Source organism: Mesorhizobium sp. M0751 (assembly GCF_040320265.1).
Classification (GTDB): domain Bacteria; phylum Pseudomonadota; class Alphaproteobacteria; order Rhizobiales; family Rhizobiaceae; genus Mesorhizobium.
In genome coordinates this window covers 101,794-123,236 of the sequence record NZ_JAMYPH010000001.1, presented here as the reverse complement: position 1 = coordinate 123,236, position 21,443 = coordinate 101,794, and the positions used below count along the sequence as shown (strand labels likewise).

Sequence of the window (21,443 nt, the reverse complement as noted above, 5' to 3'; positions counted from 1 at the left end):
GTTGGAGCCAATTAGCGCCATACCCAAATTAGTAGCATAGCTGCCGGCACAAAGCAAGAACAAAATGTGGCATGGTCGACGAAAGTTGCCGATCTCCCGCTTTGCGAGCGGAGATACCAGGCACAGGCATCCTGGAAGCGGGAGCCTGAACCCTAAAAGAACGCCTGCAACCCGGTCTGCGCCCGTCCGAGGATCAGCGCATGCACGTCATGCGTGCCCTCATAGGTGTTGACGGTTTCCAGGTTCTGGGCGTGGCGCATGACGTGGTAGCCGATCTGGATGCCATTGCCGCCATGCATGTCGCGGGCCTGGCGGGCGATGTCGAGCGCCTTGCCGCAATTGTTGCGCTTGACGAGCGAGATCATCTCCGGCGCCATCCTGCCTTCATCCATCAGCCGCCCGACGCGCAGGCTGCCCTGCAGGCCCAGCGCGATCTCGGTCTGCATGTCGGCGAGCTTCTTCTGGAAAAGCTGCGTGCCGGCCAGCGGCTTGCCGAACTGCTTGCGGTCGAGGCCATACTGGCGGGCGCGGTGCCAGCAATCCTCCGCCGCGCCCATCGCGCCCCAGGAGATTCCGTAGCGCGCTCGGTTGAGGCAGCCGAACGGTCCTTTGAGGCCCGAGACATTGGGCAGCAGCGCGTCCTCGCCGACCTCGACGCCTTCCATCACCACTTCGCCGGTGATCGAGGCGCGCAGCGACAGCTTGCCGCCGATCTTCGGCGCCGACAGCCCGTTCATGCCCTTTTCCAGCACAAAGCCGCGAATCTCGTTGTCATGCGCGGCCGATTTTGCCCAGACGACGAACACGTCGGCGATCGGCGCGTTGGAAATCCACATCTTCGAGCCGGAGATCCTGTAGCCGTTCGCCGTCTTTTCGGCCCGCGTCTTCATGCCGCCCGGGTCGGAACCGGCATCAGGTTCGGTCAGGCCGAAGCAGCCGATCCATTCGCCCGACGCCAGCTTCGGCAGGTATTTCTTGCGCTGCTCTTCCGAGCCATAGGCATGGATCGGATACATCACCAGCGACGACTGCACGCTCATCATCGAGCGATAGCCCGAGTCGATCCGCTCCACTTCCCGCGCGACCAGCCCGTAGGTGACGTAGTTGGCGCCGAGCCCGCCATATTCCTCGGGGATGGTGATGCCGAGCAGACCGGCCTCGCCCATTTCGCGAAAGATCCCGGCGTCGGTCTTCTCCTCGAGATAGGCTTCCTCGATCTTCGGAGCGAGCTTGTCGGCGGCGAATGCGGCGGCGCCATCGCGCACCATGCGCTCATCCTCTGAAAGCTGGTCCTCGATCAGGAAAGGATCATCCCAGACGAATGCGTTCTTGTTGGCGGCCATGGCTCTCGGTCTCCCAAACTCATGCATGTCGCCCAAAGCTTGCCCGCGGGCCTGACCCGAGGGTGTTCGGCAGCTTGGAGATAACGACATGCATCGAAACAGAAATCTTGAAACGCGCGGCTTATCGGCTTCCGTCCTGAAAAAATCAAACGAAATAGCTTCGCCGATCCATGAGCATTGGTGATGGATCATCAATGTCGAGCGCCGCCGTCTGACCTGGCGCAGCCCGGCTCGCGAAATTACTTCCGCTTCAGCGCATCCGCCAGCGCGGCGCCGAACGCGCCCTGCTGCGCCGGCCGCTCCGGCTGGCGTTGGGGCGCGGGCGCGCGCGGCACCGGCCTGCTGCCATTGTCGCGTGGCTTCGGTGCGCCACCGTCGCCGTCCTTGCGCATCGACAGGCCGATGCGCTTGCGCTTGATATCGACGTCGACGACACGCACCTTGACCACGTCGCCGGCCTTGACCACCTCATGCGCGTCCTTGATGAACCGATCCGCCAGTTGCGAGACGTGCACCAATCCGTCCTGGTGTACGCCGATATCGACGAAGGCGCCGAAGGCCGCGACATTGGTGACGGTGCCTTCCAGCAGCATACCGGGCTTCAGATCCTTGATGTCGTCGATGCCGTCGGCGAAGGTCGCGGTCTTGAAGCCGGGGCGTGGATCGCGGCCGGGCTTTTCCAGCTCCGCCAGGATGTCGCGCACCGTCGGCAGGCCGAAGCGTTCATCGACGAAGACGCGCGGATCGAGCGCCTTGAGTGCGGCGCTGTCGCCCATCAGAGAGCGAACGTCGCGCCCGCAGGCGGCGACGATCTTCTTGGCCACGCCATAGGCTTCCGGATGCACCGCGGAGGCATCGAGCGGTTCGCTGCCGTTTGGAATGCGCAGGAAGCCGGCGCATTGCTCGAACGCCCGGGGCCCAAGGCGGGAGACCTTCAACAGTTCGCGGCGGCTGGCGAACGGGCCGGCGGCATCGCGATGCGCAACGATCGCCTCGGCCAGCGATGCGCCGAGGCCCGAAACCCGCGCCAGAAGCGGCGCCGACGCCGTGTTGAGGTCGACGCCGACGGCGTTAACCGCATCCTCGACCACCGCTTCCAGCGAGCGGCCAAGGCGGTACTGATCGACGTCGTGCTGATACTGGCCGACGCCGATCGACTTGGGCTCGATCTTGACCAGTTCGGCGAGCGGATCCTGCAGGCGCCGGGCGATCGACACCGCCCCGCGCAGCGACACGTCGAGGCCGGGAAATTCCGCCGCAGCCGTTGCCGAGGCGGAATAGACCGAGGCGCCGGCTTCGCTGACGATCACCTTGAGCGGCTTCGGCCCGGACCCGGCAGGCATGTCAGCCAGCATGTCGGCGACCAGCCTTTCGGTCTCGCGGCTGCCGGTGCCATTGCCGATGGAAATCAGCTCGACCTTGTGCAGCCGGATGAGCTTGGCCAGTTCGGCCTGCGTGCCGCGGACATCGTTCTTCGGCGGGAACGGATAGACCGTCGTCGTCGCCAGCAGCTTGCCGGTGCCGTCCACCACCGCCACCTTGACGCCGGTGCGAATGCCCGGATCGAGGCCCATCGTCGGCCGTGAGCCGGCGGGCGCGGCAAGCAGCAAATCCTTGAGATTGCGGGCGAAGACGTGGATTGCTTCTTCCTCGGCCCGCTCGCGCAGATCGCGCATCAGATCGAGCGTCAGGTGCAGCGACAGCTTTATGCGCCAGGTCCAGCCGGCGACCTCCATCAGCCAGCGGTCTCCCGGCAACTGGCGGCCGATAGCGTAGGCGTCTGCAATCATCCGCTCGACCGGCTTCACCGGTGACACATCGTCCGCATCGACCTCGATCTCGAGCGACAGCACCTCCTCGTTGCGGCCGCGCAGCATGGCCAGCGCGCGATGGCTGGGCACGTTGGCCCAGCGCTCGACATGGTCGAAATAGTCGGAGAATTTTGCGCCGGCCTCCTGCTTGCCGTCGACGATGCGCGAGCGCAGGAAGGCGCGTTCCTTCATGTAGGTCCGCAACTTGCCGACCAGGTCGGCATTCTCGGCGAACTGTTCGGACAGGATATCGCGCGCTCCCTCGAGTGCCGCCTTGGTATCGACGACGTCTTCGCTGATGTAGGCCAGGGCCAGCTCGGCGGGCATGGCCGTACGGTCGGCGAGAATAGCTTCCCCCAGCGGGCCCAGCCCACGCTCGCGCGCGATCTCGGCCTTGGTCCGGCGCTTCGACTTGTAAGGCAGATAGATGTCTTCGAGCTCGGCCTTGGTGACGGCCGCAGCGATCTTTGCCTCGAGCTCCTCGGTCATCTTGCCCTGCTCGCGGATCGAACCAAGGATGGTGTCGCGGCGCGCGTCGAGTTCGCGCAGATAGGCGAGCCGCTCGGCAAGGTCGCGCAGCTGCGTGTCGTCGAGGCCGCCGGTGACCTCCTTGCGGTAGCGCGCCACGAACGGCACTGTCGCGCCGTCGTCCAGCAAGCCGATCGCCGCCGCAGCCTGTTCGGGCCGCGCGCCGATCTCGGCGGCTATGATGGTTGCGATGCGCTTGATGTCGGATGCCATGTCGTACCTGTCGCTGGTCGAAACGAGCAGCGACCATAGGCGCAGAGCACCGATGCGCCAACCGCGACGTTTTCAACCCGGCGAGAGGTCCACAGGAAAGGTCGGCTGTCTGGATCGGATCAGACCATCCGGCCCAGCGCCTCGAAGAAAGAAATCATATCCAGATCGAGCGGATCGTCGACCGGTACCGGCTGCGACGACATCTTTGCGATTACCATTTCGGCTTTCGGATCGATGTAAAGCCACTGGCCGTGGATGCCGATGCCGCAGAAGGCGCCGCTTGCCGCGCCCGTCTGGTACCATTTGTTGCGATAGCGGCCGCGCGGAAACAGGAATGCCATCGTGCCGCGTTGCCAGGCCTCGGCGTCACCGCCAGTTTCGGTCGTGTCGCGCACCCAGGCTTCCGGCACGACACGGCGGCCATTGGCCGTGCCGCCTTGCCGCATCATCTCGCCGACCCGGGCGAGGTCGCGCGGCGTCACCGAAATGCCGCCGGCGGTGCGCGCCGTGCCTTCCATGTCGACCGTCACCGAGGCATCGCTGACGGCGCCGAGCGGCGCCCATAATTTTTCGCGCATCAGATCGGCGAAGCGCCGGCCCGACGCGCGTTCGAGCAGGATGCCGAGCAGGTCGGAATTGGGCGAGCGGTAGCGGAACGTCCGGCCATGCGGCTCGGCCAGGCCCTGCAGCGTCGTGAGGAAAGTGGCCAGGCTCTCGGTCCCCCCGCCTGGATTCCACAGCATGGCACGGCGATAGCGGGCGAAGGCGCTTTCCGGATCGAGATAGGCCTCTTCGAAATCGAGGCTCACACTCATGTCGAGCACGTGCCGCACACGCGCATCGCCATAGGCCGAGCCGGCGGCTTCGGGCAGATAGCGGGTCACCGGAGCCTGCGGATCGAAGATCCCCTCGCCTTCCAATATGCCGGCAACAATGGCAGTCAGCGACTTGCTGATCGAAAAGACGATGTGGCGCGAACCGAACTCCATATGCGGCGCGAACCAGTCGCCGACGAATTTGCCGCCCTTAATGATCGTCAGCGCGTCGGTTTCGGAGCGCCTGAGAAAAGCCGCGACAGTCTCCGCGCCGCCTGCAAGAGCAACCTTTTCACCAAGTAGCCCGCCGAAATCCTGCGCCGGCGCCTCGCTGCTGCCCGGCTCTGCAGCCACGGCAGCGCTCGGCACCAGCTCGCCGGCATTCTGGAACGACCACCGGCTGAACGGGCTTTCCCGCCAATTGCCGAGCAGCACCTGGTTTCGGGCAAAGCCGTATCGGGTCTCGAACGCGGTCTTGCCGGCCATGGCGCTTCCTTCCAAATTCTTTTTATGTTTTAGGCGAGCGCCGCGGCGATGGCGTGCACGGCCGATCGCCGGAAAAACCCGGCGGCAATGCCGCCGGGTTGGGCCGGTTTACTTCTGCAGTTCGGTCCAGATCTTGCTGTAGATGTCCTGCACCTCCGGGGAACACAGTGTCTGCAGCTCGCCGTGCGCTTTGACGGCTTCCGGGATAATGACCTCCGGTGCGTCCTTCATATCGGCCGGCATGTACTTGTCCGAGCCGGCAATGCCGTTGGCATAGCGGTGGAAAGCAGACAGGCCGGCGGCGTTTTCCGGATCCATGATGAAGTTCTGGAACAGCTTGGCATTCTCGACGTTCTTGGCTTCCTTCAGGACCATGACATTGTCGCTCCAGAGACCAAAACCTTCCTTGGGATAGAAATAGTGGATCTTGGGGTTCGCCAGCCGCTGACGCAGGGCCGATCCGTTCCAGTCGCTCGTCGCCTTGAAATCGCCGGCGCCCATTTTCTCGATGGTGTTGTATTCCATCGCGATCCAGTTTGGCTTCGCGGCAACCAGCGTGTCACGCACCTTCTTCAGCGTTTCCTTGTCGCTGGCGCATTGCGCGCCGCCGACATATTTGGTCGCAGCGAACATGACGTCGTTCATTTCCGGCACGACGTTGACCTTGCCCTTCAGCTCGTCGGGCGTATTGAAGATGATGCCCCAACTGTCCGACGGCCCATTGTAGACATCGGTATTCACCACGATGCCTACAGTGCCCCAGGCCCATGGCACCGAATATTTGCGGCCGGGATCGAAATCGGGATTGGCCCATTCCGACGCCACGTTCTTGAAGTTCTCCATCTTGCCCGGATCGGTTTCCTGAACGAGGCCTTCCTTGATCCAGATCGGCACGAAGGTTTGTGACGGTACCGCGATGTCAAAGCCGGTGCCGCCCTGGCGCACTTTGGCGAGCGCGGTATCATTCGAATCGTAGTCGGTGATGGTCACCTTGACGTTGTATTTTTGCTCGAACTTCTTGATCACGTCGGGGCTGGTGTAATTACCCCAATTGTAAATGTTCAAAACGCCCTCGGCGAAAGCGCCGCTTGTCGAGGCGAGCAACGCAAACCCGATGGCGGTCCCTGTTGTCTTCCAGTTCATGTTCTAACTCCCATTTTCATGCCTAGTCCCGTTTCCTGCTGATGAAGAAAAACAACGTCACGATGGCGACCGACAAGAGCAGGAACACGGTCGAAATCGCGTTGATTTCAGGCGTTATGCCTCGGCGTATCTGGCCGAGCATGTAGGTCGGCAAGGTGTCCTGGCCGCCCGACTTGACGAACTCGGTGATGACGACATCGTCGAGCGAGATGACGAAGGCCAGCATCAGTCCGGCCAGGATGCCGGGCCACAGCAGCGGCAACGTGATGCGCCTGAACGTCCGCCACGGCGTGGCGTAGAGATCGGCGGCAGCGCGCTCCAGCGTCAGGTCCATATTCTCCAGCCGCGCCCGGATCGGCAGATAGGCAAAAGGAATGCAGAACGCTGTATGCGCGGCGATCAGATAGCCAAGGCCCGAATAGCCGGTGAATATCTTTATGCGCGAAAAGAAGATCAGCAGCGCCACGCCGGTGACGATCTCCGGCACCATCAGCGGCTGGTTGATCGCCGCATATTTGAAAGTCAGGCCCGGATAGGCTGCCGTGCGCGTTGTCGCGAGCGCTGCCATGGTCGCCGCGATGGTCGCAAGGGTTGCCGCGATGGCGCCGATCTGGAAGGAACGCAGCGTGGCGTCGATCACCTGCGTATTCTGCCATGCCGACTGGAACCATTTGAGTGAGAAACCGCCCCATTCGGAGGTCGAAGTCGCGGCATTGAAGGCATAGACGACGAGTATGACGATGGGCAGGTAGAGCACGACGAAGCAGGTCGCGGCGATCGCGGTGAATCCTGGCTGATGCTTGATTGCGAAGCTTTTAGCCATGGCGCACCTCCGACCGACCGGCATTGCGCACATAGGCAAGCAGCGCCACCATGACGATGATCATGACGGCGATCGACAGCGCCGAGCCGAGCGGCCAGTTGCGGCCTTGCCCGAACTGCATCTCGATCAGGTTTGAGAGCATCATGGTCTTGCCGCCGCCGAGCAAGATGGGCGTCACATAGGCGCCGAGCGCTGGGATGAAGACGAGGATCGAGCCAGCGATCACGCCGGGCTTGACCAGCGGGAAAATGATGCGCCGGAGCACCTGAAAGCGTGTCGCATAAAGATCGTAGCCGGCTTCGACCAGCCGGAAATCGAGCTTCTCCATGCTGGCATAGATCGGCAGCACCATTAGCGGCAGATAGACATAGGCCATGCCGATAAGGATCGCCGTGTCGGTGAAGAGTATCTGGATCGGCGCGGAGATGATGCCGAGCTTGAGCAGGACCGTGTTGATCAGACCCTCGTTGCGGATGATCTGCAGCACGGCAAAGGTGCGGATCAGCAGGTTGGTCCAGAACGGTATGGTGATCAGGAACAGCCAGAGGTCGCGCGTCTTCTCGCTGCGCGTTGCCATGAAATAGGCGGTCGGAAAACCAAGCGCCAGGGTGGCGAGCGTGGTCACGATGGCCAGCTTGATCGAGCGCCAGAAAATGGTGACATGGGCCGCGGCGAGCGAAAGCGTGTCGTCGAAGATGTCGCGTTCCATGAACACCGAAATCCACGCCTCCGGCGAGAATTGCCACTTCACGTCGCCGTAAGCGCCGGGCGCCAAGAACGAATAGACCAGCACGATCAGCAATGGGCCGGTCGCAGCCAGGAAAATGATCAGCAGGGCCGGCGCCGACAGCAGCCAGCGGTCGCGGATGTCGCGCCGTTCGGCCGCCTTGGCGACTTCTTCCGCGCTCGCCATCAATCCCTCAGCACTTGCGCGGCGTCGTTGCCGATCGAGACGCCGACCTTGTCGCCGCGCTCGAAACCGCAGCCTGCGCTGCGCGTGTTCTGCTGGCGCACGGTGAAGGCTTCGCCGCTGTCCAGTTGGACATGAATATGCGTGTCGGTGCCGAAATAGACGATGTTTTCGACGGTTCCGGAAAGATCGCCCTTGCCGCCGGTCAGCTTTGCGTGTTCCGGCCTGACCACCAGGGTGGCATTCGCCTTCGGCTGGAAGCCCTCAGCCACCGTCGCGTCGATCGTCGCGCCGGATTTGAGTGTCGCGCGCGCCTTGCCATTGCCGATGCCGGTGATGGCCGCGGTCAGGAAATTGGTTTCGCCGATGAAGTCGGCGACGAAGCGCTCGGCCGGCTTGTCATAGATGTCCCAGGGCGTGCCGACCTGCAGGATCTTGCCGGCCGACATCACGGCGATGCGGTCGGACATGGTCAGCGCCTCCTCCTGGTCATGGGTGACGAAGATGAAGGTGATGCCGGTCTGGTGCTGCAGCCGTTTCAGTTCGATCTGCATCTCCTTGCGCAGCTTGTAGTCGAGCGCCGACAGCGGCTCGTCGAGCAACAGCACTTTCGGCTGCGGCGCCAGCGCGCGCGCCAGTGCGACGCGCTGCTGCTGGCCGCCGGAGATCTGGCTGGTGCGGCGGGCACTCAGCGCCTCCATCTTGACCAGCTTCAGCATCTCGGCGACGCGCGCCTTGATTTCGCTCTTCGGCTTGCCCAGCATCTCCAAGCCGAAGCCGATATTCTCGGCCACCGTCATGTGCGGGAACAGCGCATAGGACTGGAAGACGGTGTTGACCGGCCGCTTGAACGGCGGCAGCGTCGCGATGTCCTGGCCGTGCAGCAGGATTTCGCCTCCGCTGGGGAAATCGAAGCCGGCGATCAGCCGCAGCAGCGTCGTCTTTCCGCAGCCCGACGGCCCCAGCAGCGTGAAGAACTCGTTCTCGCGGATCGACACAGAAACCGTGTCGAGAGCGGCGACTTGTGCGTCTCCGGTGCCGAACACCTTGCGGACGCCGCGAACCTCGATTGCACTCTTACCCGGTTGATCCGGCACGCATTACCCCATTATCATGTCCGCTCTTGATGGCGGATCCAGTTCCCATTTCGATTGTCAGCATATGCCGGTCAGCTTGGCAACCGTGCATCTGAATCTCGGTTCAGGACGCAAGCTCCGTGCCATCGTCAGCGCCATCATCAAACCTGGTAAGTGATCTTGCCGCCGCAGATGGTGCTGACCGGACGCACCTTGTGCAGCAAACCCGGTTCAGTTGCTTCGATATCGGCCGACAGCACCACCAGATCGGCCAGATAGCCTGGTTTCAGCCGGCCCTTACGGTGCTCCATGAATTCGGCATAGGCACCTTCGACCGTATAGCCGGCAAGCGCTTCCAGCAGCGAGAAGCTCTGGTCGGGAACGCCGTCTGCCCAGGGCTTGCGCAGCACCGCCGCCTGAATGCCCAGGATCGGGTCGACCCGCGACACCGGCCAGTCGGAAGCGAAGACGACATGCGCGCCCGCCTGCTTCAGCGTCCGCCAGGCATAGCTCAGCGGCCATCTTTCGCGGCCGATGCGCGAAAGCGTCGGTTCCAGCGGGAAGTCCATGGCGCCGGGCGGGTGCGGCGGCTGCATCGAGGCGATGACGCCGAGTTCGGCGAAGCGTGGCACGTCGGCGGCAGTGGTCACCTCGATGTGCTCGACCCGGTGCCGGCTGTCCCGCCTGCCGTTCTTCCGCTGCGCCGCCTCGTAACCGTCGAGAACCGCGCGCACCGCGCCGTCGCCGATCGAATGCACGGCGATCTGCAGCCCGCGCCGGTCGGCCTCCAGCGCCACCTCGGCGAAATGCTCCGGCGTAAACAGCGGCTCACCGCGCCAGCCCGGCCGGTCGGCATAGTCGTCGACCATGACCGCGGTCCAGCCTTCCAGCACGCCGTCGTAAAACATCTTGACCATGCCGGACGACAGCCATTCCGACCGGTAGGCGGAAGCCATCCTCGACGCTTTTTCCAGCATGTCCAGCGTCATGAAATTCTTGAAATGAAAAGGTATCTTGGTGCGGCAGAGCAGTCGCCCTTCCTGCTCCAGCCCGGCAAGCAGCTCGAGCTGGTAGAGATTGCCGTCCATGTTGTGGATCGAGGTGATGCCGTGGCGGGCGCACCATTGCAGCCCGCGATGCAACAGGTCGCGATCGGCCGCGACTTCGGCGGCGGAAGGATACGGGTCGGGCTCGCCGCCTGTCGCAAGGCCGAGCCGAACGCGGTTCTGCCCGGAAAGCTCGAGGATCGGCCCGAACGCCTCGCCCTCGCGCAATTCGCCGGCCGCGAGGCCGTCGGTGCCCATGACGATCTCGTTGCCGGGACCGAGTTGCTTGCCGTGCAAGATGCCAGCCAGCTCCAGCGCCTTGGTGTTGGCCCACATCGTGTGGTGATCGGAAGCCGACATCGCGAACGGCCGGTCGGCGATGATGCGGTCGAGATGATGCCGGGTGACCGGCTCTTCCTTCGAAAGGATAGTGTAGTCGACGCCTGCCCCAAGCAGCAATTTGGCGTTCGGCCGTGCGTCCGCATAGGCGCGGATCGCATCGCTCAGCGCATCGAAGCCATGCACGCCCTGAAGGTGAAGATTATCCAGTTCGGCCGCGCCGCCGAAAAGATGCATATGCGCTTCGATGAAGCCCGGCACCACCGAACCGCCTTGCGCATCGATGATCTTCGTGGCCGGCCCTTTCAGCGCCTCGATCGTCCGGCGATCGCCAACCGCCAGGATGTTGCCGTCCTTTATCGCCACCGCCTCGGCTGTCGGATTGCCTTCGTCCATGGTCAGCACACGGGCATTGGTGACGATCAGGTCGGCATTTGAACTCATGATTACCCGCGGTTCGGTTGCGCTGCCGGCAGGCTAGACGACCGGCTGCCGGGCCAGCAAGCCATGGCTGGTTGGCCCAGCGCCTTGTGAAAGGCAGTGCAGGACGGTTAGGGTCGCCGCGTCTCACCACGGAACAATTTCATGAAGACTGTTTTTTCGCCTCTCCATGCCGGCCATTCCGGCAATGTCGAATTGATCGCCGGTGCCATCGTGCCGGCTTTTGAAAAGCCTTCGCGCGCCGAGTTCATCAGGGCGCGGGTGGAGAGCGAGAAGCTCGGTCCGATCCTGCCGCCGGAAATCCACGACCTCGCCGCCGCCAGGAAGGTGCATGCCGGCGACTACATCGATTTCCTGCCGACTGTGTGGCCGCTCTGGGAAGCGTCGGGCCGCAGCGGTTCGGCCATTCCCTTCACCTGGCCGACGCGCGGCCTGCGCGGCGACGTGCGCCCGAACGGCATCGATGCGCTGCTCGGCTTCTACTCCTTCGACGGCGGCGCGACGTTCGTCAAAGGCACATGGGATGCGATCAAGTCGTCCTATGACGTCGCGCTGACCGCCGCCGCGCTGGTCAAGTCCGGTGAGCCTTCCGCCTTCGCGCTCTGCCGCCCGCCGGGGCATCATGCCGGGGCGGCCTTCATGGGCGGCTATTGCTTCATCAACAACGCCGCCGTCGCCGCGCAGTGGTTTCGCGACCATGGCGCCGCGCGCGTTTCGATCCTCGACGTCGATTATCACCACGGCAACGGCACCCAGGAGATCTTCTACCGCCGCGGCGACGTTCAGGTGCTGAACCTGCATGGCGATCCGATGACCGAATATCCGTTCTTCCTCGGCCATGCCGACGAACGCGGCGAGGGCGACGGCGAAGGCTTCAACGACAATTATCCGATGCCCTTCGGCACCGGCTGGGAGGTGTGGAACGCCTCGCTCGAGGACGCTTGCACGAGGCTTTCGGCTTATGCTCCTGACGTCGTCGTGGTTTCACTCGGCGTCGACACGTTCGAGAAGGACCCGATCAGCCAGTTCAAGCTGAAGACGGGCGACTATCCCAGGATCGGCCGCCGCATCGCCAGGCTCGGCCTGCCGACGCTGTTCGTCATGGAAGGCGGCTACGCCGTCGAGGAGATCGGCATCAACGCCGTCGGCGTGCTGACCGGTTTCGAGGACCGTTAGAACCGCCGGTGCCTGCAATCACATGGCAGCGCGTGGCAAGCGGTGCCGCCGGCCTGACCGACCGCCTCGCCTGCAGCGGCACGCGCTGACGGTCCGCTATCTTGTTGTTGGACCATGATCTTTTTTCCAGAATGCGTTCGCCCTTTGCGAAATGATGTTCTATTTTTTGAATCCTTGGCTTGAGGGGCCGATTCATCGGAAAGAACAAACGCATTTGAGCCCGGGAAGGCATTTATGAACGACGACACACCGGAAAGCGAAAGCGCCTCGGCGCTGGCGCCGTTCCGGCACGGCATCTTCCGGGCGGTGTGGTCCGCCAGCCTCGTCTCCAATTTCGGCGGCCTCATCCAGGGCGTCGGCGCCGCCTGGATGATGACGACGATCGCCACCTCGTCCTACCAGGTGGCATTGGTCCACGCCTCGACCACCTTGCCGATCATGCTCTTCGCGCTGCTGGCCGGCGCCATCGCCGACAGCTTCAACCGGCGCAAAATCATGCTGATCGCGCAGATCTTCATGCTCGTCGTCTCGGCTCTTCTGACCGTCTTCACCTATCTCGACCTGATGACGCCGTGGACGCTGCTCGCCTTCACCTTCCTGATCGACAGCGGCACCGCGCTCAACAGTCCGTCCTGGCAGGCTTCGGTCGGCGACATGGTGCCTCGCACCAAGGTGCCGGCGGCGATCGCGCTCAACTCGATGGGCTTCAACCTGACGCGCAGCGTCGGCCCGGCGATCGGTGGCATCATCGTTGCCGCCGCAGGCGCCGCCGCGGCCTTCGCCGTCAACACGCTGAGCTATGTCGGCCTGATTGTCGTGCTGGCCCGCTGGAGGCCGGAACTGCCGGCATCGACCTTGCCGCGCGAGACGCTGGGCGCCGCAATGGGCGCCGGCCTGCGCTACGTCGCCATGTCGCCCAATATCGGCAAGGTGCTGGTCAGGAGCTCGGCTTTCGGCTTCAGCGCCGGCGCGGTCCTGGCGCTGCTGCCGCTGGTCGCACGCGACGTCGTCAAGGGCGATGCCTTGAGCTACGGCATCATGCTCGGCGCTTTCGGCATCGGCGCCGTCGGCGGCGCGCTGACCAGCGTCAGGCTGCGGCAGCTGCTGTCCAGCGAAACCATGGTGCGCATGGCATTTGCCGGTTTCGCCGTCTGCGCCTTTAACGCCGCCGTTAGCAATCATGCCTGGCAGACGTCGCTCGGCCTGCTGGTCGGCGGCGCCTGCTGGGTGATGGCGCTGTCGCATTTCAACGTCACCGTGCAGATGTCGACGCCGCGCTGGGTGGTCGGCCGCGTGCTTTCAGTCTACCAGACCGCGACCTTCGGCGGCATCGCGCTCGGCAGCTGGGTCTGGGGCGTCGTTGCCGACGCGCATGGCGCCGAAGTCGCCCTGATGGCGGCAAGCGTCGCCATGCTGGCGGGAGGCGCCATCGGCCTGCTGCTGCCGCTGCCGCAGCAGGCGGTGCTCAACCTCGACCCGCTCAACCGTTTTCAGGAGCCGCATCTGGCGCTTGATCTCAAGCCGCGCAGCGGCCCCATCGCCATCATGATCGAATATGTCATCCGTAACGAGGACGTACCGGAATTCCTCGCCACCATGGCCGAGCGCGGCCGCGTCCGCCGCCGTGACGGCGCCCGCAACTGGACCCTGGCGCGCGACCTCGAAAATCCCTCAATATGGATCGAGCACTACCACACGCCGACCTGGGTCGAATATATCCGCCACAATCGGCGCGCCACCTACGCCGACGCGGTCATCGGCGAGCGCATAAGGGCGCTGCACAGCGGCAACGAGCCACCGCGCGTCCGCCGCATGATCGAGCGCCCGACGACAGCCGGCACGGCGCTCGTGATGCCAAAGGGGCCGATCGAGCATTAGGGGCTAGCGCTGCGCCCAGCCGGACGAGTAAATGAAATGCGGCGCCTGGCCTAACCCGCGAATGCGCGAACAGGATGGTCCATTGTCGAGAGACGCTTTATATCGGTTGCCGTGATACGATCACTAAGGGGAGACGATGCGTTACATACGTCCGCTTTCAATTGAAGACGCCGCCGGCCTGTTGGCCGGTTCAGCCGGCACGGCCGCCATCCTCGCCGGAGGCAGCGACCTCTTGGTGAGAATGAAAGGCGGCTTTATCGAACCCGACCTGATCGTCGACATCAAGGCGATCGACGGGCTTGGCGAGATCAGGGAAACAGCCGATGGCTTCAGCATCGGCGCGGCGGTCCCCTGCGCTGTGCTGGGCGAGAACGCGGCCCTGCAGAAGGCATGGCCCGGCGTCGTCGAAGCGGCCAAGTTGATCGGCTCCAAGCAGGTGCAGGGACGCTGCACCATCGTCGGCAATCTGTGCAACGCCTCGCCGGCCGCCGACAGCGTGCCGGCGCTGGTGGCCGCTGGCGCCAAGGCGGTGGTCGTCGGCCCGGGAACCAGGCGCACGATTGCCGTGGAAGCGGTGCCGACCGGGCCGGGCAAGACGTCGCTGGCCAAGGGCGAGATCATCGAGGCAATCCTGCTCGACAAACGTCCGCCGCGTTCGGGCGATGCCTATCTGCGTTTCATTCCGCGCACGGAGATGGACATCGCCGTGGTAAGCGCCGGCGTGAACCTGACGCTCGACGAGCAAGGTCGCGTCAAATCCGCCCGCCTGGCGCTGGGCGCCGTGGCGCCGACGGTGGTTCTGGTCGAGGAGGCCGCCGAGGTCCTCATCGGCTCCAAGCTGGACGAAGCCACGCTGGAGAGGCTCGCCAAGGTCTGCTCGGGCGCCTGCCGTCCGATCGACGACAAGCGGGGCACTATCGAATTCAGACGGAAAGTCGCGGGTGTGCTGGCCAAGCGGGCCGCCACGACCGCCTATGCACGTGCAGGAGGCAAATGATGGCTGGTGTGGCAGTATCAACGACAATCAACGGCGACAATGTCGAGTTCCTTTGCCAGCCGGACGAGACGCTGCTTGACGTCCTGCGCGATCGCCTGGGGCTGACGGGCGCCAAGGAAGGCTGCGGCACCGGCGACTGCGGCGCCTGCAGCATCATCCTCGACGATCGGCTGGTGTGCTCGTGCCTGGTGCTCGGCGCGGAGGCCGAGGGCCGGCACGTCGAGACCATCGAGGGCATGGCGCATGGCGACACGCTGCATCCGCTGCAGCAGAAGTTCCTCGAGCACGCCGCGCTTCAATGCGGCATCTGCACGCCGGGCTTCCTGATCGCGGCGAAGGACCTTTTGGCCAAGAACCCCGACCCGACCGAGGAGGAAATCCGCTTCGGCCTCGCCGGGAACCTCTGCCGCTGCACCGGCTATGACAAGATCGTGCGCGCCGTCCAGGACGCCGCCATCGTGATGAAACAAGCGTGATGAAGGGAGCCTGACGATGAATTTCGATCCGCGCTATTCGGGACGCAGTTTCACATCTGTCGGCACGCGTCCCATACGTCCCGACGGCGTCGACAAGGTGACGGGCCGCGCGCGCTACGGCGCCGACTTCAACATGGCCGGGCAACTGGTCGGGCGCATCCTGCGCAGCCCGCACGCCCATGCCGTGATCCGCAAGATCGACATCTCGAAGGCGGAGAAGCTTCCCGGCGTCAAGGCGGTGATAACGGCCGCCGACCTGCCGGACCTCACCGACGGCGATGCCGCCATGTACGACATCCTCGACAACTGCATGGCGCGCAAGCAAGCGCTCTATGACGGCCATGCCGTGGCCGCGGTCGCGGCGGTCGATGCCCGCACGGCGAGGCAGGCGCTGAAGCTGATCGAGGTCGATTACGAGGTGCTGCCGCATGTCACCGATGTCGACGAGGCGATGAAGCACTCCACACCCCTGGTCAACGACGGCATCTTCACCGAGGGCCTCGAGCAAAAGCCCGTCAAGCCTTCCAATGTCACCAAGCGCAGCCAGTTCGGCCATGGCGACATCCACCAGGGTTTCGGCCAGGCCGATTTCGTCGTCGAACGCTCCTTCAAGACCGAGCAGACGCACCAGGGTTACATCGAGCCGCATGCCTGCGTGGCCAATGTCAGCTCCGACGGCACCGCCGACCTCTGGGTCTGTACCCAAGGCCATTTCGTCTACCGCCAGCATTGCGCCCAGCTGCTTGGCATGGAGGCCTCGAAGCTGCGCGTCACCTCGTCGGAGATCGGCGGCGGTTTCGGCGGCAAGACCCATGTCTGGGCCGAGCCGGTGGCGCTGGCGCTGTCGCGTAAGGCCGGCCGGCCGGTCAAGCTGGTGATGACGCGCGACGAGGTCTTCCGCGCCTCGGGGCCGACAAGCGCCACCTCGATCGATGTTCGGATCGGCGCCCGCAAGGACGGCACGATCACTGCGGCAGAGGCGACGCTGCGCTATAGCTGCGGCCCCTATGCCGGCACGTGGGCCGAGATAGGCGCCATGACCGCCTTTGCCTGCTACAAGCTCGAGAACGTCAAGACGGTCGGCTACGAGGTGCTGGTCAACCGGCCCAAGACGGCGGCCTATCGCGCGCCGTCGGCACCGATGGCGGCATTTGCGGTGGAAAGCGCGGTCGACGAGCTGGCCAAGGAGATCGGCATGGATCCCGTCGAGTTCCGGATCAGGAACGCGGCGCAGGAAGGCACCAGATCGTCCTACGGACCGGTATACGGCCCGATCGGCATCGGCCCGACGCTGGAGGCGGTGAAGAACCACCCGCACATGAAGGCGCCGCTCGGCAAGAACCAGGGCCGCGGCATGGCCTGCGGCTTCTGGTTCAATTTCGGCGGCCAGACCTGCACCGACCTCAACATCGGCATGGACGGTTCGGTCTCGCTTGCCGTCGGAACCGTTGACGTGGGTGGTTCCCGCGCCTCGCTGTCGCTGGTCGCGGCGGAGGAGCTCGGTATCCCCTATGAGCAGGTCAAGGCGGTGGTCGCCGATACCTCCAGCCTCGGCTACAACGACATGACGGACGGCAGCCGCGGTACCTTCTCCTCCTCGATGGCGACGATCTCGGCGGCACGCAATGCCATCAAGGTGTTGCGGGAACGCGCCGCACAGATGTGGGACATTCCCGTCGACGACGTGGTCTGGGAAAAGGGCCACGCGATTGCCAAGGGCGAGAAATACGGCAACCTTGCAGCATTGTCGCTGAAGGAGATCGCAGCCGCGTCAGGGAAGACGGGGGGGCCCGTCGCAGGCCATAGTGAGCTCGTCGCCGATGGCGCCGGCGTCTCCTTCGCCACCCATATCTGCGATATCGAGGTGGATCCCGAGACCGGCTCCACCAGGGTGCTGCGTTACACCGTCGTCCAGGATGCCGGCAAGGCGGTGCATCCGACCTATGTCGAGGGGCAGTACCAGGGGGGTGCCGCGCAAGGCATCGGCTGGGCGCTCAACGAGGAGTACATTTACGGCAAGGATGGGCGGCTGCAGAACCCTGGCTTCCTGGATTACCGGATCCCGGTCTGCTCGGACCTGCCGATGATCGACACGCAGATCCTCGAGATCCCCAACCCCAACCATCCCTACGGGGTGCGCGGCGTCGGCGAGACCTCGATCGTGCCGCCGCTGGCGGCGATCGCCAATGCGGTGTCGAACGCGGTCGGGGTGCGCATGACGCACATCCCGATGTCGCCGCCGCGCATCCTGGCGGCGCTCGAGGCGGAACGGGAAGGCTGATGGTCGAAGTAACGCTCTGGGGATCGCTCGGCGCGATCGCCGGAGGCAAGAGCAAGGTCGAGATCGAGGCCAAGGATATTCGGGAGCTGTTCAGGAAGCTGGCTGAACAGTATCCCGGCCTCGAGCCGTACATCGATCGCGGTATCGCCGTCGCCATCGACGGGACGATCTATCGCGACACCTGGTCGAAGGAATTGCCGGAAGGGGCGGAGATTTTCCTGCTGCCGCGGCTGGCGGGGGGATGACTGGACAACCCCGTCCTACTATCGACGACCAAGACTTGGCCCAGGCTCGAGAAAAACCTCGGCTATCCACGAGAATTCTTGGCCAGTTCAGCCGGCGAGTTTGGTTCCTTTTCGATGACTGCTTCTGTGTCAATCGCAGACATAGAGGCGAGCGAGCTACACGTCAGGTTTGGGCCGGATGCGGACCGCCAGCTCCTAGCAGCAATGTCTGTGAAAGCTGACATTCAGTTCTGCGCAAGCAACGTTCTGATCTGACCCAAAGCCGCTTCTCGCAAGATTGCAGTCGGCAATCGGTGGTGCGAAGCGGTCATTCACTAAGGACCTGTTTGCGGCCAAAAGCGCATATTTTTGCATGAACAGCTAGTGTCATGATGCCGGGTTCGCCAGCCCTTCCATCATCGTGCTTAAAGCCGCATCCAAGGGGGCCGATCCGACTTTCTCTGACACTAGGAGGCCATCGATCGCAAGCATGGTCATACCGTGGATGAGCCCCCACCAAGCTGCCGCCTGACCTTCTATCGGCCGCTTGCGAATGCTCCCCGCGGCCTGGCCGCGCCGGAGGATTTCGAGCGCTACATCGAAGACCGCGAGCGCCCGCTCATTGAGATGCATCCCTGCGGCTTTCTCCTCCCCCGCGCTGAACATCAGGCGGTAGAGAGCCGGGTTGTCGATTCCGAACGCGACGTAGGCATGAGATACCGGAGTGATTTCGTCGCGCAGAGATTTGGGCGTCTTGGGCTTGGCGGCCGATAGACACTCCCGCAGTCGGTCGAAGCCAATCATGGCGAGCTCCGCAAGCAGCGCGGCTTTGTCCGGAAAGTGCTTGTAGGGTGCCGCGTGGCTTACGCCCGCGCGGCGGGCGACTTCGCGCAACGTGAACTGCCAGCCCTTCTCCTCCCGAAGCATATCCAACGCCGTTTCGATAACCGCACGACGGAGGTCACCGTGGTGATAGGGGCGATCGGGTGCGTCCCGCATGATACCTCAAAGTTTCCTGTGGTTACATTGTTGACAGTGACTACTTAAGCGCCTATGTAAGGGCATAAGTTTCTCTTGTCTACATTGGAGTGGACCATGAACGCAACCGCAAATACCACCGACGCTAATCGGCTGTGCAGTCTCCTCGCGGCCCAGCGTGCTGCTTTCCTGCGTGACGGAGCGCCTTCGCTGGCGCAGCGACGCTCTGATCTGGCTAGGTTCAGGGCCACGTTAATCGGGCACCGCAAAGCGATCGAAGATGCCATCAATGCCGATTTCGGGCATCGCTCGAGGTATGAGACGGCGATCATGGAGGTTGGAGGGGTCGCCGAGGGAACGAAGTATTTGATCCGCAACCTTCGCAGCTTCATGGCGCCTTCCCGCCGCCACGTTGCTCTGCACATGCGAATGGGCAACGCCCGCATTGAATACCAGCCGCTTGGCGTTGTCGGCGTCATGTCGCCCTGGAATTACCCGGTAAACCTGTCGCTGATGCCGGTTGTCACGGCCATCGCTGCCGGAAACCGGGTGATGCTGAAGCCCTCAGAGTTCACGCCCGTAACAAATGCGCTGCTCGCAAAAATGTTCGGCGAGATATTCTCCGAGGACCAGTTCGCGATCGTGACCGGTGATGCGGCGGTAGGGGCGGATTTCACTGCCCTGCCGTTCGATCACTTGGTCTTCACGGGGAGCACCGCAGTAGGGCGATCGGTGATGAAGGCCGCAAGCGACAACCTCGTTCCGGTTACCCACGAACTCGGAGGCAAGTCGCCTAGCATCGTTGCCAAGGGCCACGACCTCGACCAAGCGGCGACTTCAATTGTCTACGGAAAGCTGCTCAGCGCCGGACAAACCTGCATCGCTCCGGACTACGCACTCATCCACGAAAGCGAAGTTGACGCGTTCGTCAAGGCATATGACCGGAAGGTGATGTCCTTCTATGCTGACGGTCCGACGAGTGAACACTACACCTCAATCATCAACGCGCGGCACTATGCCCGGCTACAGGGCCTCACCGACGATGCCCGCTCCAAAGGAGCGCAGATCATAGAGGTTGGCAATCGGCCCGGTGAGGCGTCTCTGCGCCCCAACACGCTGGCGCCAACTGTCGTGCTCGGAGTCACAGACGACATGCGCATCGCTCATGAGGAAATCTTCGGCCCGGTCCTGCCGATTTTTCCCTACCGCGACGTTGAAGAAGCGATTGCCTATGTGAACGCCCGGCCTCGGCCGCTCGCGCTCTACTACTTCGGTGCCGATGACGAACACCGGCGCAAAGTGCTGAGCCGAACAACCTCAGGCAACGTCACTATCAACGGGACGATCATGCACATCGCCCAGGATGACTTGCCCTTCGGCGGCGTCGGGGCCAGCGGCATGGGCGCATACCATGGCATCGAAGGCTTCCATAACCTCAGCCACGCCAAGGGGATCTATGAGCAGGGCCGTTGGAACCTCTCCAACCTTCTGCGCGCGCCCTTCAGACAGCCGATCGATACCATCCTCAACGTGATGCTCCGGTGACCAGCATGCCATCATTAAGTCAAGCTCGGGAGCATCAGAACATGACCAATGACACGTCGTTGCCGCTACGCGGCTCATGCGAATGCGGCGCCTGCTCGTTCGAGGTGCATACCTCGCCGAAAGCCAGGTTCCGGTGCCACTGCCTGATCTGCCAGGCGTTCAACGGCAAACCGTTTGCGGATGTGGTCGCCGTTCGCGGCACGGATGTCGTGCTGAAAAACGCCGGCAATATTTCGTTCAAGAAATACCGCCCGCCTCCGAACTTCAATCGCGGGGTCTGCCGGACTTGCGGCAAGCCCGTTGTGGAGGTTGCGGGCGTCGGGCCGTTCAAGGTGATGTTCATCCCCGCCAGCAATTTCGAGCCCGAGGCCCGGCTGCCGCCGGTTCGGTTCGACATGTTCTATCACCGTCGAGTGCTGGATATGCCCGATAGCGTGCCCAAATACAGCGGCTATTTTGCGAGCGAGTGGGCGGTCGGGAAACTTATCATAAGTGGCTTGTGAAATGGAAAGTCGATCTGTTTGGCGAGGCGTTACCCGATTGCTCCCCTACGCCAGCAGCGAGGCCACGCCGGCGGCAGCTTAGGGTCCCGGACGACAGTACGTTTGAACGCCTTGATCCTGCTAGTTGAGAAAACCCTCGGCTATCCACGAGAATTCTTGGCCAGTTCAGCCGGCGAATTCGGCTCCTTTTCGATGACTGCTTCCGTGTCAATGACAGTCATGGAAGCGAGCGAGCTTTGTGGCCATAAGCGGACTGGCAGCTTCTGGCTGCGCATCTTCAAGGGTGGACATTCAAATCGGCGCAGGCGTCTTCGCGACCTGATACAGGAGCCCTGCCGACATCCTTAGGAGGAAGCTCGGACTGAATCTCACCAGCGAGACGGGCAAGGGTGCTGTGTGCGCCGGTTCTCC

Annotated in this window: 17 protein-coding genes; 8 read left to right on the top strand and 9 right to left on the bottom strand. The window is 63.4% G+C overall.

Annotated features, from left to right (window positions below; translation table 11 throughout):
• Positions 1 to 152 precede the first annotated feature (152 nt).
• From NKI19_RS00545 to NKI19_RS00510, 8 genes are all read right to left on the bottom strand, one after another.
• Complete coding sequence (locus NKI19_RS00545; RefSeq protein ID WP_352488801.1) at positions 153 to 1,343, bottom strand: acyl-CoA dehydrogenase; 1,191 nt, start codon at positions 1,341 to 1,343, stop codon at positions 153 to 155.
• Between the two features lie 239 nt (positions 1,344 to 1,582).
• Positions 1,583 to 3,895, bottom strand: coding sequence for a Tex family protein (locus tag NKI19_RS00540; RefSeq protein WP_352488800.1), 2,313 nt, complete (start codon positions 3,893 to 3,895; stop codon positions 1,583 to 1,585).
• A gap of 119 nt (positions 3,896 to 4,014) precedes the next feature.
• Positions 4,015 to 5,196, bottom strand: a complete 1,182-nt coding sequence (locus NKI19_RS00535) for a serine hydrolase domain-containing protein (protein ID WP_352488799.1) — start codon at positions 5,194 to 5,196, stop codon at positions 4,015 to 4,017.
• 108 nt (positions 5,197 to 5,304) lie between these two features.
• Complete coding sequence (locus NKI19_RS00530) at positions 5,305 to 6,339, bottom strand: ABC transporter substrate-binding protein (RefSeq protein WP_352488797.1); 1,035 nt, start codon at positions 6,337 to 6,339, stop codon at positions 5,305 to 5,307.
• 22 nt (positions 6,340 to 6,361) lie between these two features.
• Positions 6,362 to 7,162, bottom strand: coding sequence for an ABC transporter permease (locus NKI19_RS00525; RefSeq protein ID WP_352488796.1), 801 nt, complete (start codon positions 7,160 to 7,162; stop codon positions 6,362 to 6,364).
• A complete protein-coding gene (locus tag NKI19_RS00520) occupies positions 7,155 to 8,075 on the bottom strand; it encodes an ABC transporter permease (RefSeq protein WP_352488794.1) in 921 nt (306 codons plus the stop codon). The genes NKI19_RS00525 and NKI19_RS00520 overlap by 8 nt, the downstream gene beginning before the upstream one ends.
• A complete protein-coding gene (locus NKI19_RS00515; RefSeq protein WP_352488792.1) occupies positions 8,075 to 9,169 on the bottom strand; it encodes an ABC transporter ATP-binding protein in 1,095 nt (364 codons plus the stop codon). The genes NKI19_RS00520 and NKI19_RS00515 overlap by 1 nt, the downstream gene beginning before the upstream one ends.
• A gap of 140 nt (positions 9,170 to 9,309) precedes the next feature.
• A complete protein-coding gene (locus tag NKI19_RS00510; RefSeq protein WP_352488791.1) occupies positions 9,310 to 10,977 on the bottom strand; it encodes an amidohydrolase in 1,668 nt (555 codons plus the stop codon).
• Between the two features lie 141 nt (positions 10,978 to 11,118).
• Between NKI19_RS00510 and NKI19_RS00505 the strand changes: the two genes are divergently transcribed.
• From NKI19_RS00505 to NKI19_RS00480, 6 genes are all read left to right on the top strand, one after another.
• Positions 11,119 to 12,150: a histone deacetylase family protein gene (locus NKI19_RS00505; protein ID WP_352488790.1), complete on the top strand. Its 1,032-nt coding sequence runs from the start codon at positions 11,119 to 11,121 to the stop codon at positions 12,148 to 12,150.
• A gap of 234 nt (positions 12,151 to 12,384) precedes the next feature.
• A complete protein-coding gene (locus NKI19_RS00500; RefSeq protein WP_352488789.1) occupies positions 12,385 to 14,028 on the top strand; it encodes an MFS transporter in 1,644 nt (547 codons plus the stop codon).
• Between the two features lie 136 nt (positions 14,029 to 14,164).
• Positions 14,165 to 15,025: an FAD binding domain-containing protein gene (locus tag NKI19_RS00495; RefSeq protein WP_352488788.1), complete on the top strand. Its 861-nt coding sequence runs from the start codon at positions 14,165 to 14,167 to the stop codon at positions 15,023 to 15,025.
• Positions 15,025 to 15,501, top strand: a complete 477-nt coding sequence (locus NKI19_RS00490) for a (2Fe-2S)-binding protein (RefSeq protein ID WP_352488787.1) — start codon at positions 15,025 to 15,027, stop codon at positions 15,499 to 15,501. The genes NKI19_RS00495 and NKI19_RS00490 overlap by 1 nt, the downstream gene beginning before the upstream one ends.
• 16 nt (positions 15,502 to 15,517) lie before the next feature.
• The gene (locus tag NKI19_RS00485; RefSeq protein ID WP_352488786.1) at positions 15,518 to 17,782 is read left to right on the top strand and encodes a xanthine dehydrogenase family protein molybdopterin-binding subunit; all 2,265 of its coding nucleotides are present in this window, start codon (positions 15,518 to 15,520) and stop codon (positions 17,780 to 17,782) included.
• Positions 17,782 to 18,027 carry a MoaD/ThiS family protein gene (locus NKI19_RS00480; protein ID WP_023675441.1) on the top strand — a complete coding sequence of 82 codons (246 nt, stop codon included), beginning with the start codon at positions 17,782 to 17,784 and terminating at the stop codon, positions 18,025 to 18,027. The genes NKI19_RS00485 and NKI19_RS00480 overlap by 1 nt, the downstream gene beginning before the upstream one ends.
• A gap of 366 nt (positions 18,028 to 18,393) precedes the next feature.
• On the opposite strand, the gene NKI19_RS00475 is transcribed toward NKI19_RS00480, so the two are convergent.
• Positions 18,394 to 19,005 carry a TetR/AcrR family transcriptional regulator gene (locus NKI19_RS00475; RefSeq protein WP_352488785.1) on the bottom strand — a complete coding sequence of 204 codons (612 nt, stop codon included), beginning with the start codon at positions 19,003 to 19,005 and terminating at the stop codon, positions 18,394 to 18,396.
• Between the two features lie 96 nt (positions 19,006 to 19,101).
• On the opposite strand from NKI19_RS00475, the gene NKI19_RS00470 reads away from it, so the two are divergent.
• Together NKI19_RS00470 and NKI19_RS00465 are read left to right on the top strand one after the other, a co-directional pair.
• Entirely contained in the window at positions 19,102 to 20,529 is a 1,428-nt protein-coding gene (locus tag NKI19_RS00470; RefSeq protein WP_352564932.1) for a coniferyl aldehyde dehydrogenase, read from the top strand.
• 5 nt (positions 20,530 to 20,534) lie between these two features.
• The gene (locus tag NKI19_RS00465) at positions 20,535 to 21,032 is read left to right on the top strand and encodes a GFA family protein (RefSeq protein ID WP_352489113.1); all 498 of its coding nucleotides are present in this window, start codon (positions 20,535 to 20,537) and stop codon (positions 21,030 to 21,032) included.
• Positions 21,033 to 21,443 lie beyond the last annotated feature (411 nt).

Coding starts and splice junctions, on each gene's coding strand:
- NKI19_RS00545 (WP_352488801.1), bottom strand. CDS start 1,343: ATGGCCGCCAACAAGAACGCATTCGTCTGGGATGATCCTTTCCTGATC.
- NKI19_RS00540 (WP_352488800.1), bottom strand. CDS start 3,895: ATGGCATCCGACATCAAGCGCATCGCAACCATCATAGCCGCCGAGATC.
- NKI19_RS00535 (WP_352488799.1), bottom strand. CDS start 5,196: ATGGCCGGCAAGACCGCGTTCGAGACCCGATACGGCTTTGCCCGAAAC.
- NKI19_RS00530 (WP_352488797.1), bottom strand. CDS start 6,339: ATGAACTGGAAGACAACAGGGACCGCCATCGGGTTTGCGTTGCTCGCC.
- NKI19_RS00525 (WP_352488796.1), bottom strand. CDS start 7,162: ATGGCTAAAAGCTTCGCAATCAAGCATCAGCCAGGATTCACCGCGATC.
- NKI19_RS00520 (WP_352488794.1), bottom strand. CDS start 8,075: ATGGCGAGCGCGGAAGAAGTCGCCAAGGCGGCCGAACGGCGCGACATC.
- NKI19_RS00510 (WP_352488791.1), bottom strand. CDS start 10,977: ATGAGTTCAAATGCCGACCTGATCGTCACCAATGCCCGTGTGCTGACC.
- NKI19_RS00505 (WP_352488790.1), top strand. CDS start 11,119: ATGAAGACTGTTTTTTCGCCTCTCCATGCCGGCCATTCCGGCAATGTC.
- NKI19_RS00500 (WP_352488789.1), top strand. CDS start 12,385: ATGAACGACGACACACCGGAAAGCGAAAGCGCCTCGGCGCTGGCGCCG.
- NKI19_RS00495 (WP_352488788.1), top strand. CDS start 14,165: ATGCGTTACATACGTCCGCTTTCAATTGAAGACGCCGCCGGCCTGTTG.
- NKI19_RS00490 (WP_352488787.1), top strand. CDS start 15,025: ATGGCTGGTGTGGCAGTATCAACGACAATCAACGGCGACAATGTCGAG.
- NKI19_RS00485 (WP_352488786.1), top strand. CDS start 15,518: ATGAATTTCGATCCGCGCTATTCGGGACGCAGTTTCACATCTGTCGGC.
- NKI19_RS00480 (WP_023675441.1), top strand. CDS start 17,782: ATGGTCGAAGTAACGCTCTGGGGATCGCTCGGCGCGATCGCCGGAGGC.
- NKI19_RS00475 (WP_352488785.1), bottom strand. CDS start 19,005: ATGCGGGACGCACCCGATCGCCCCTATCACCACGGTGACCTCCGTCGT.
- NKI19_RS00470 (WP_352564932.1), top strand. CDS start 19,102: ATGAACGCAACCGCAAATACCACCGACGCTAATCGGCTGTGCAGTCTC.
- NKI19_RS00465 (WP_352489113.1), top strand. CDS start 20,535: ATGCCATCATTAAGTCAAGCTCGGGAGCATCAGAACATGACCAATGAC.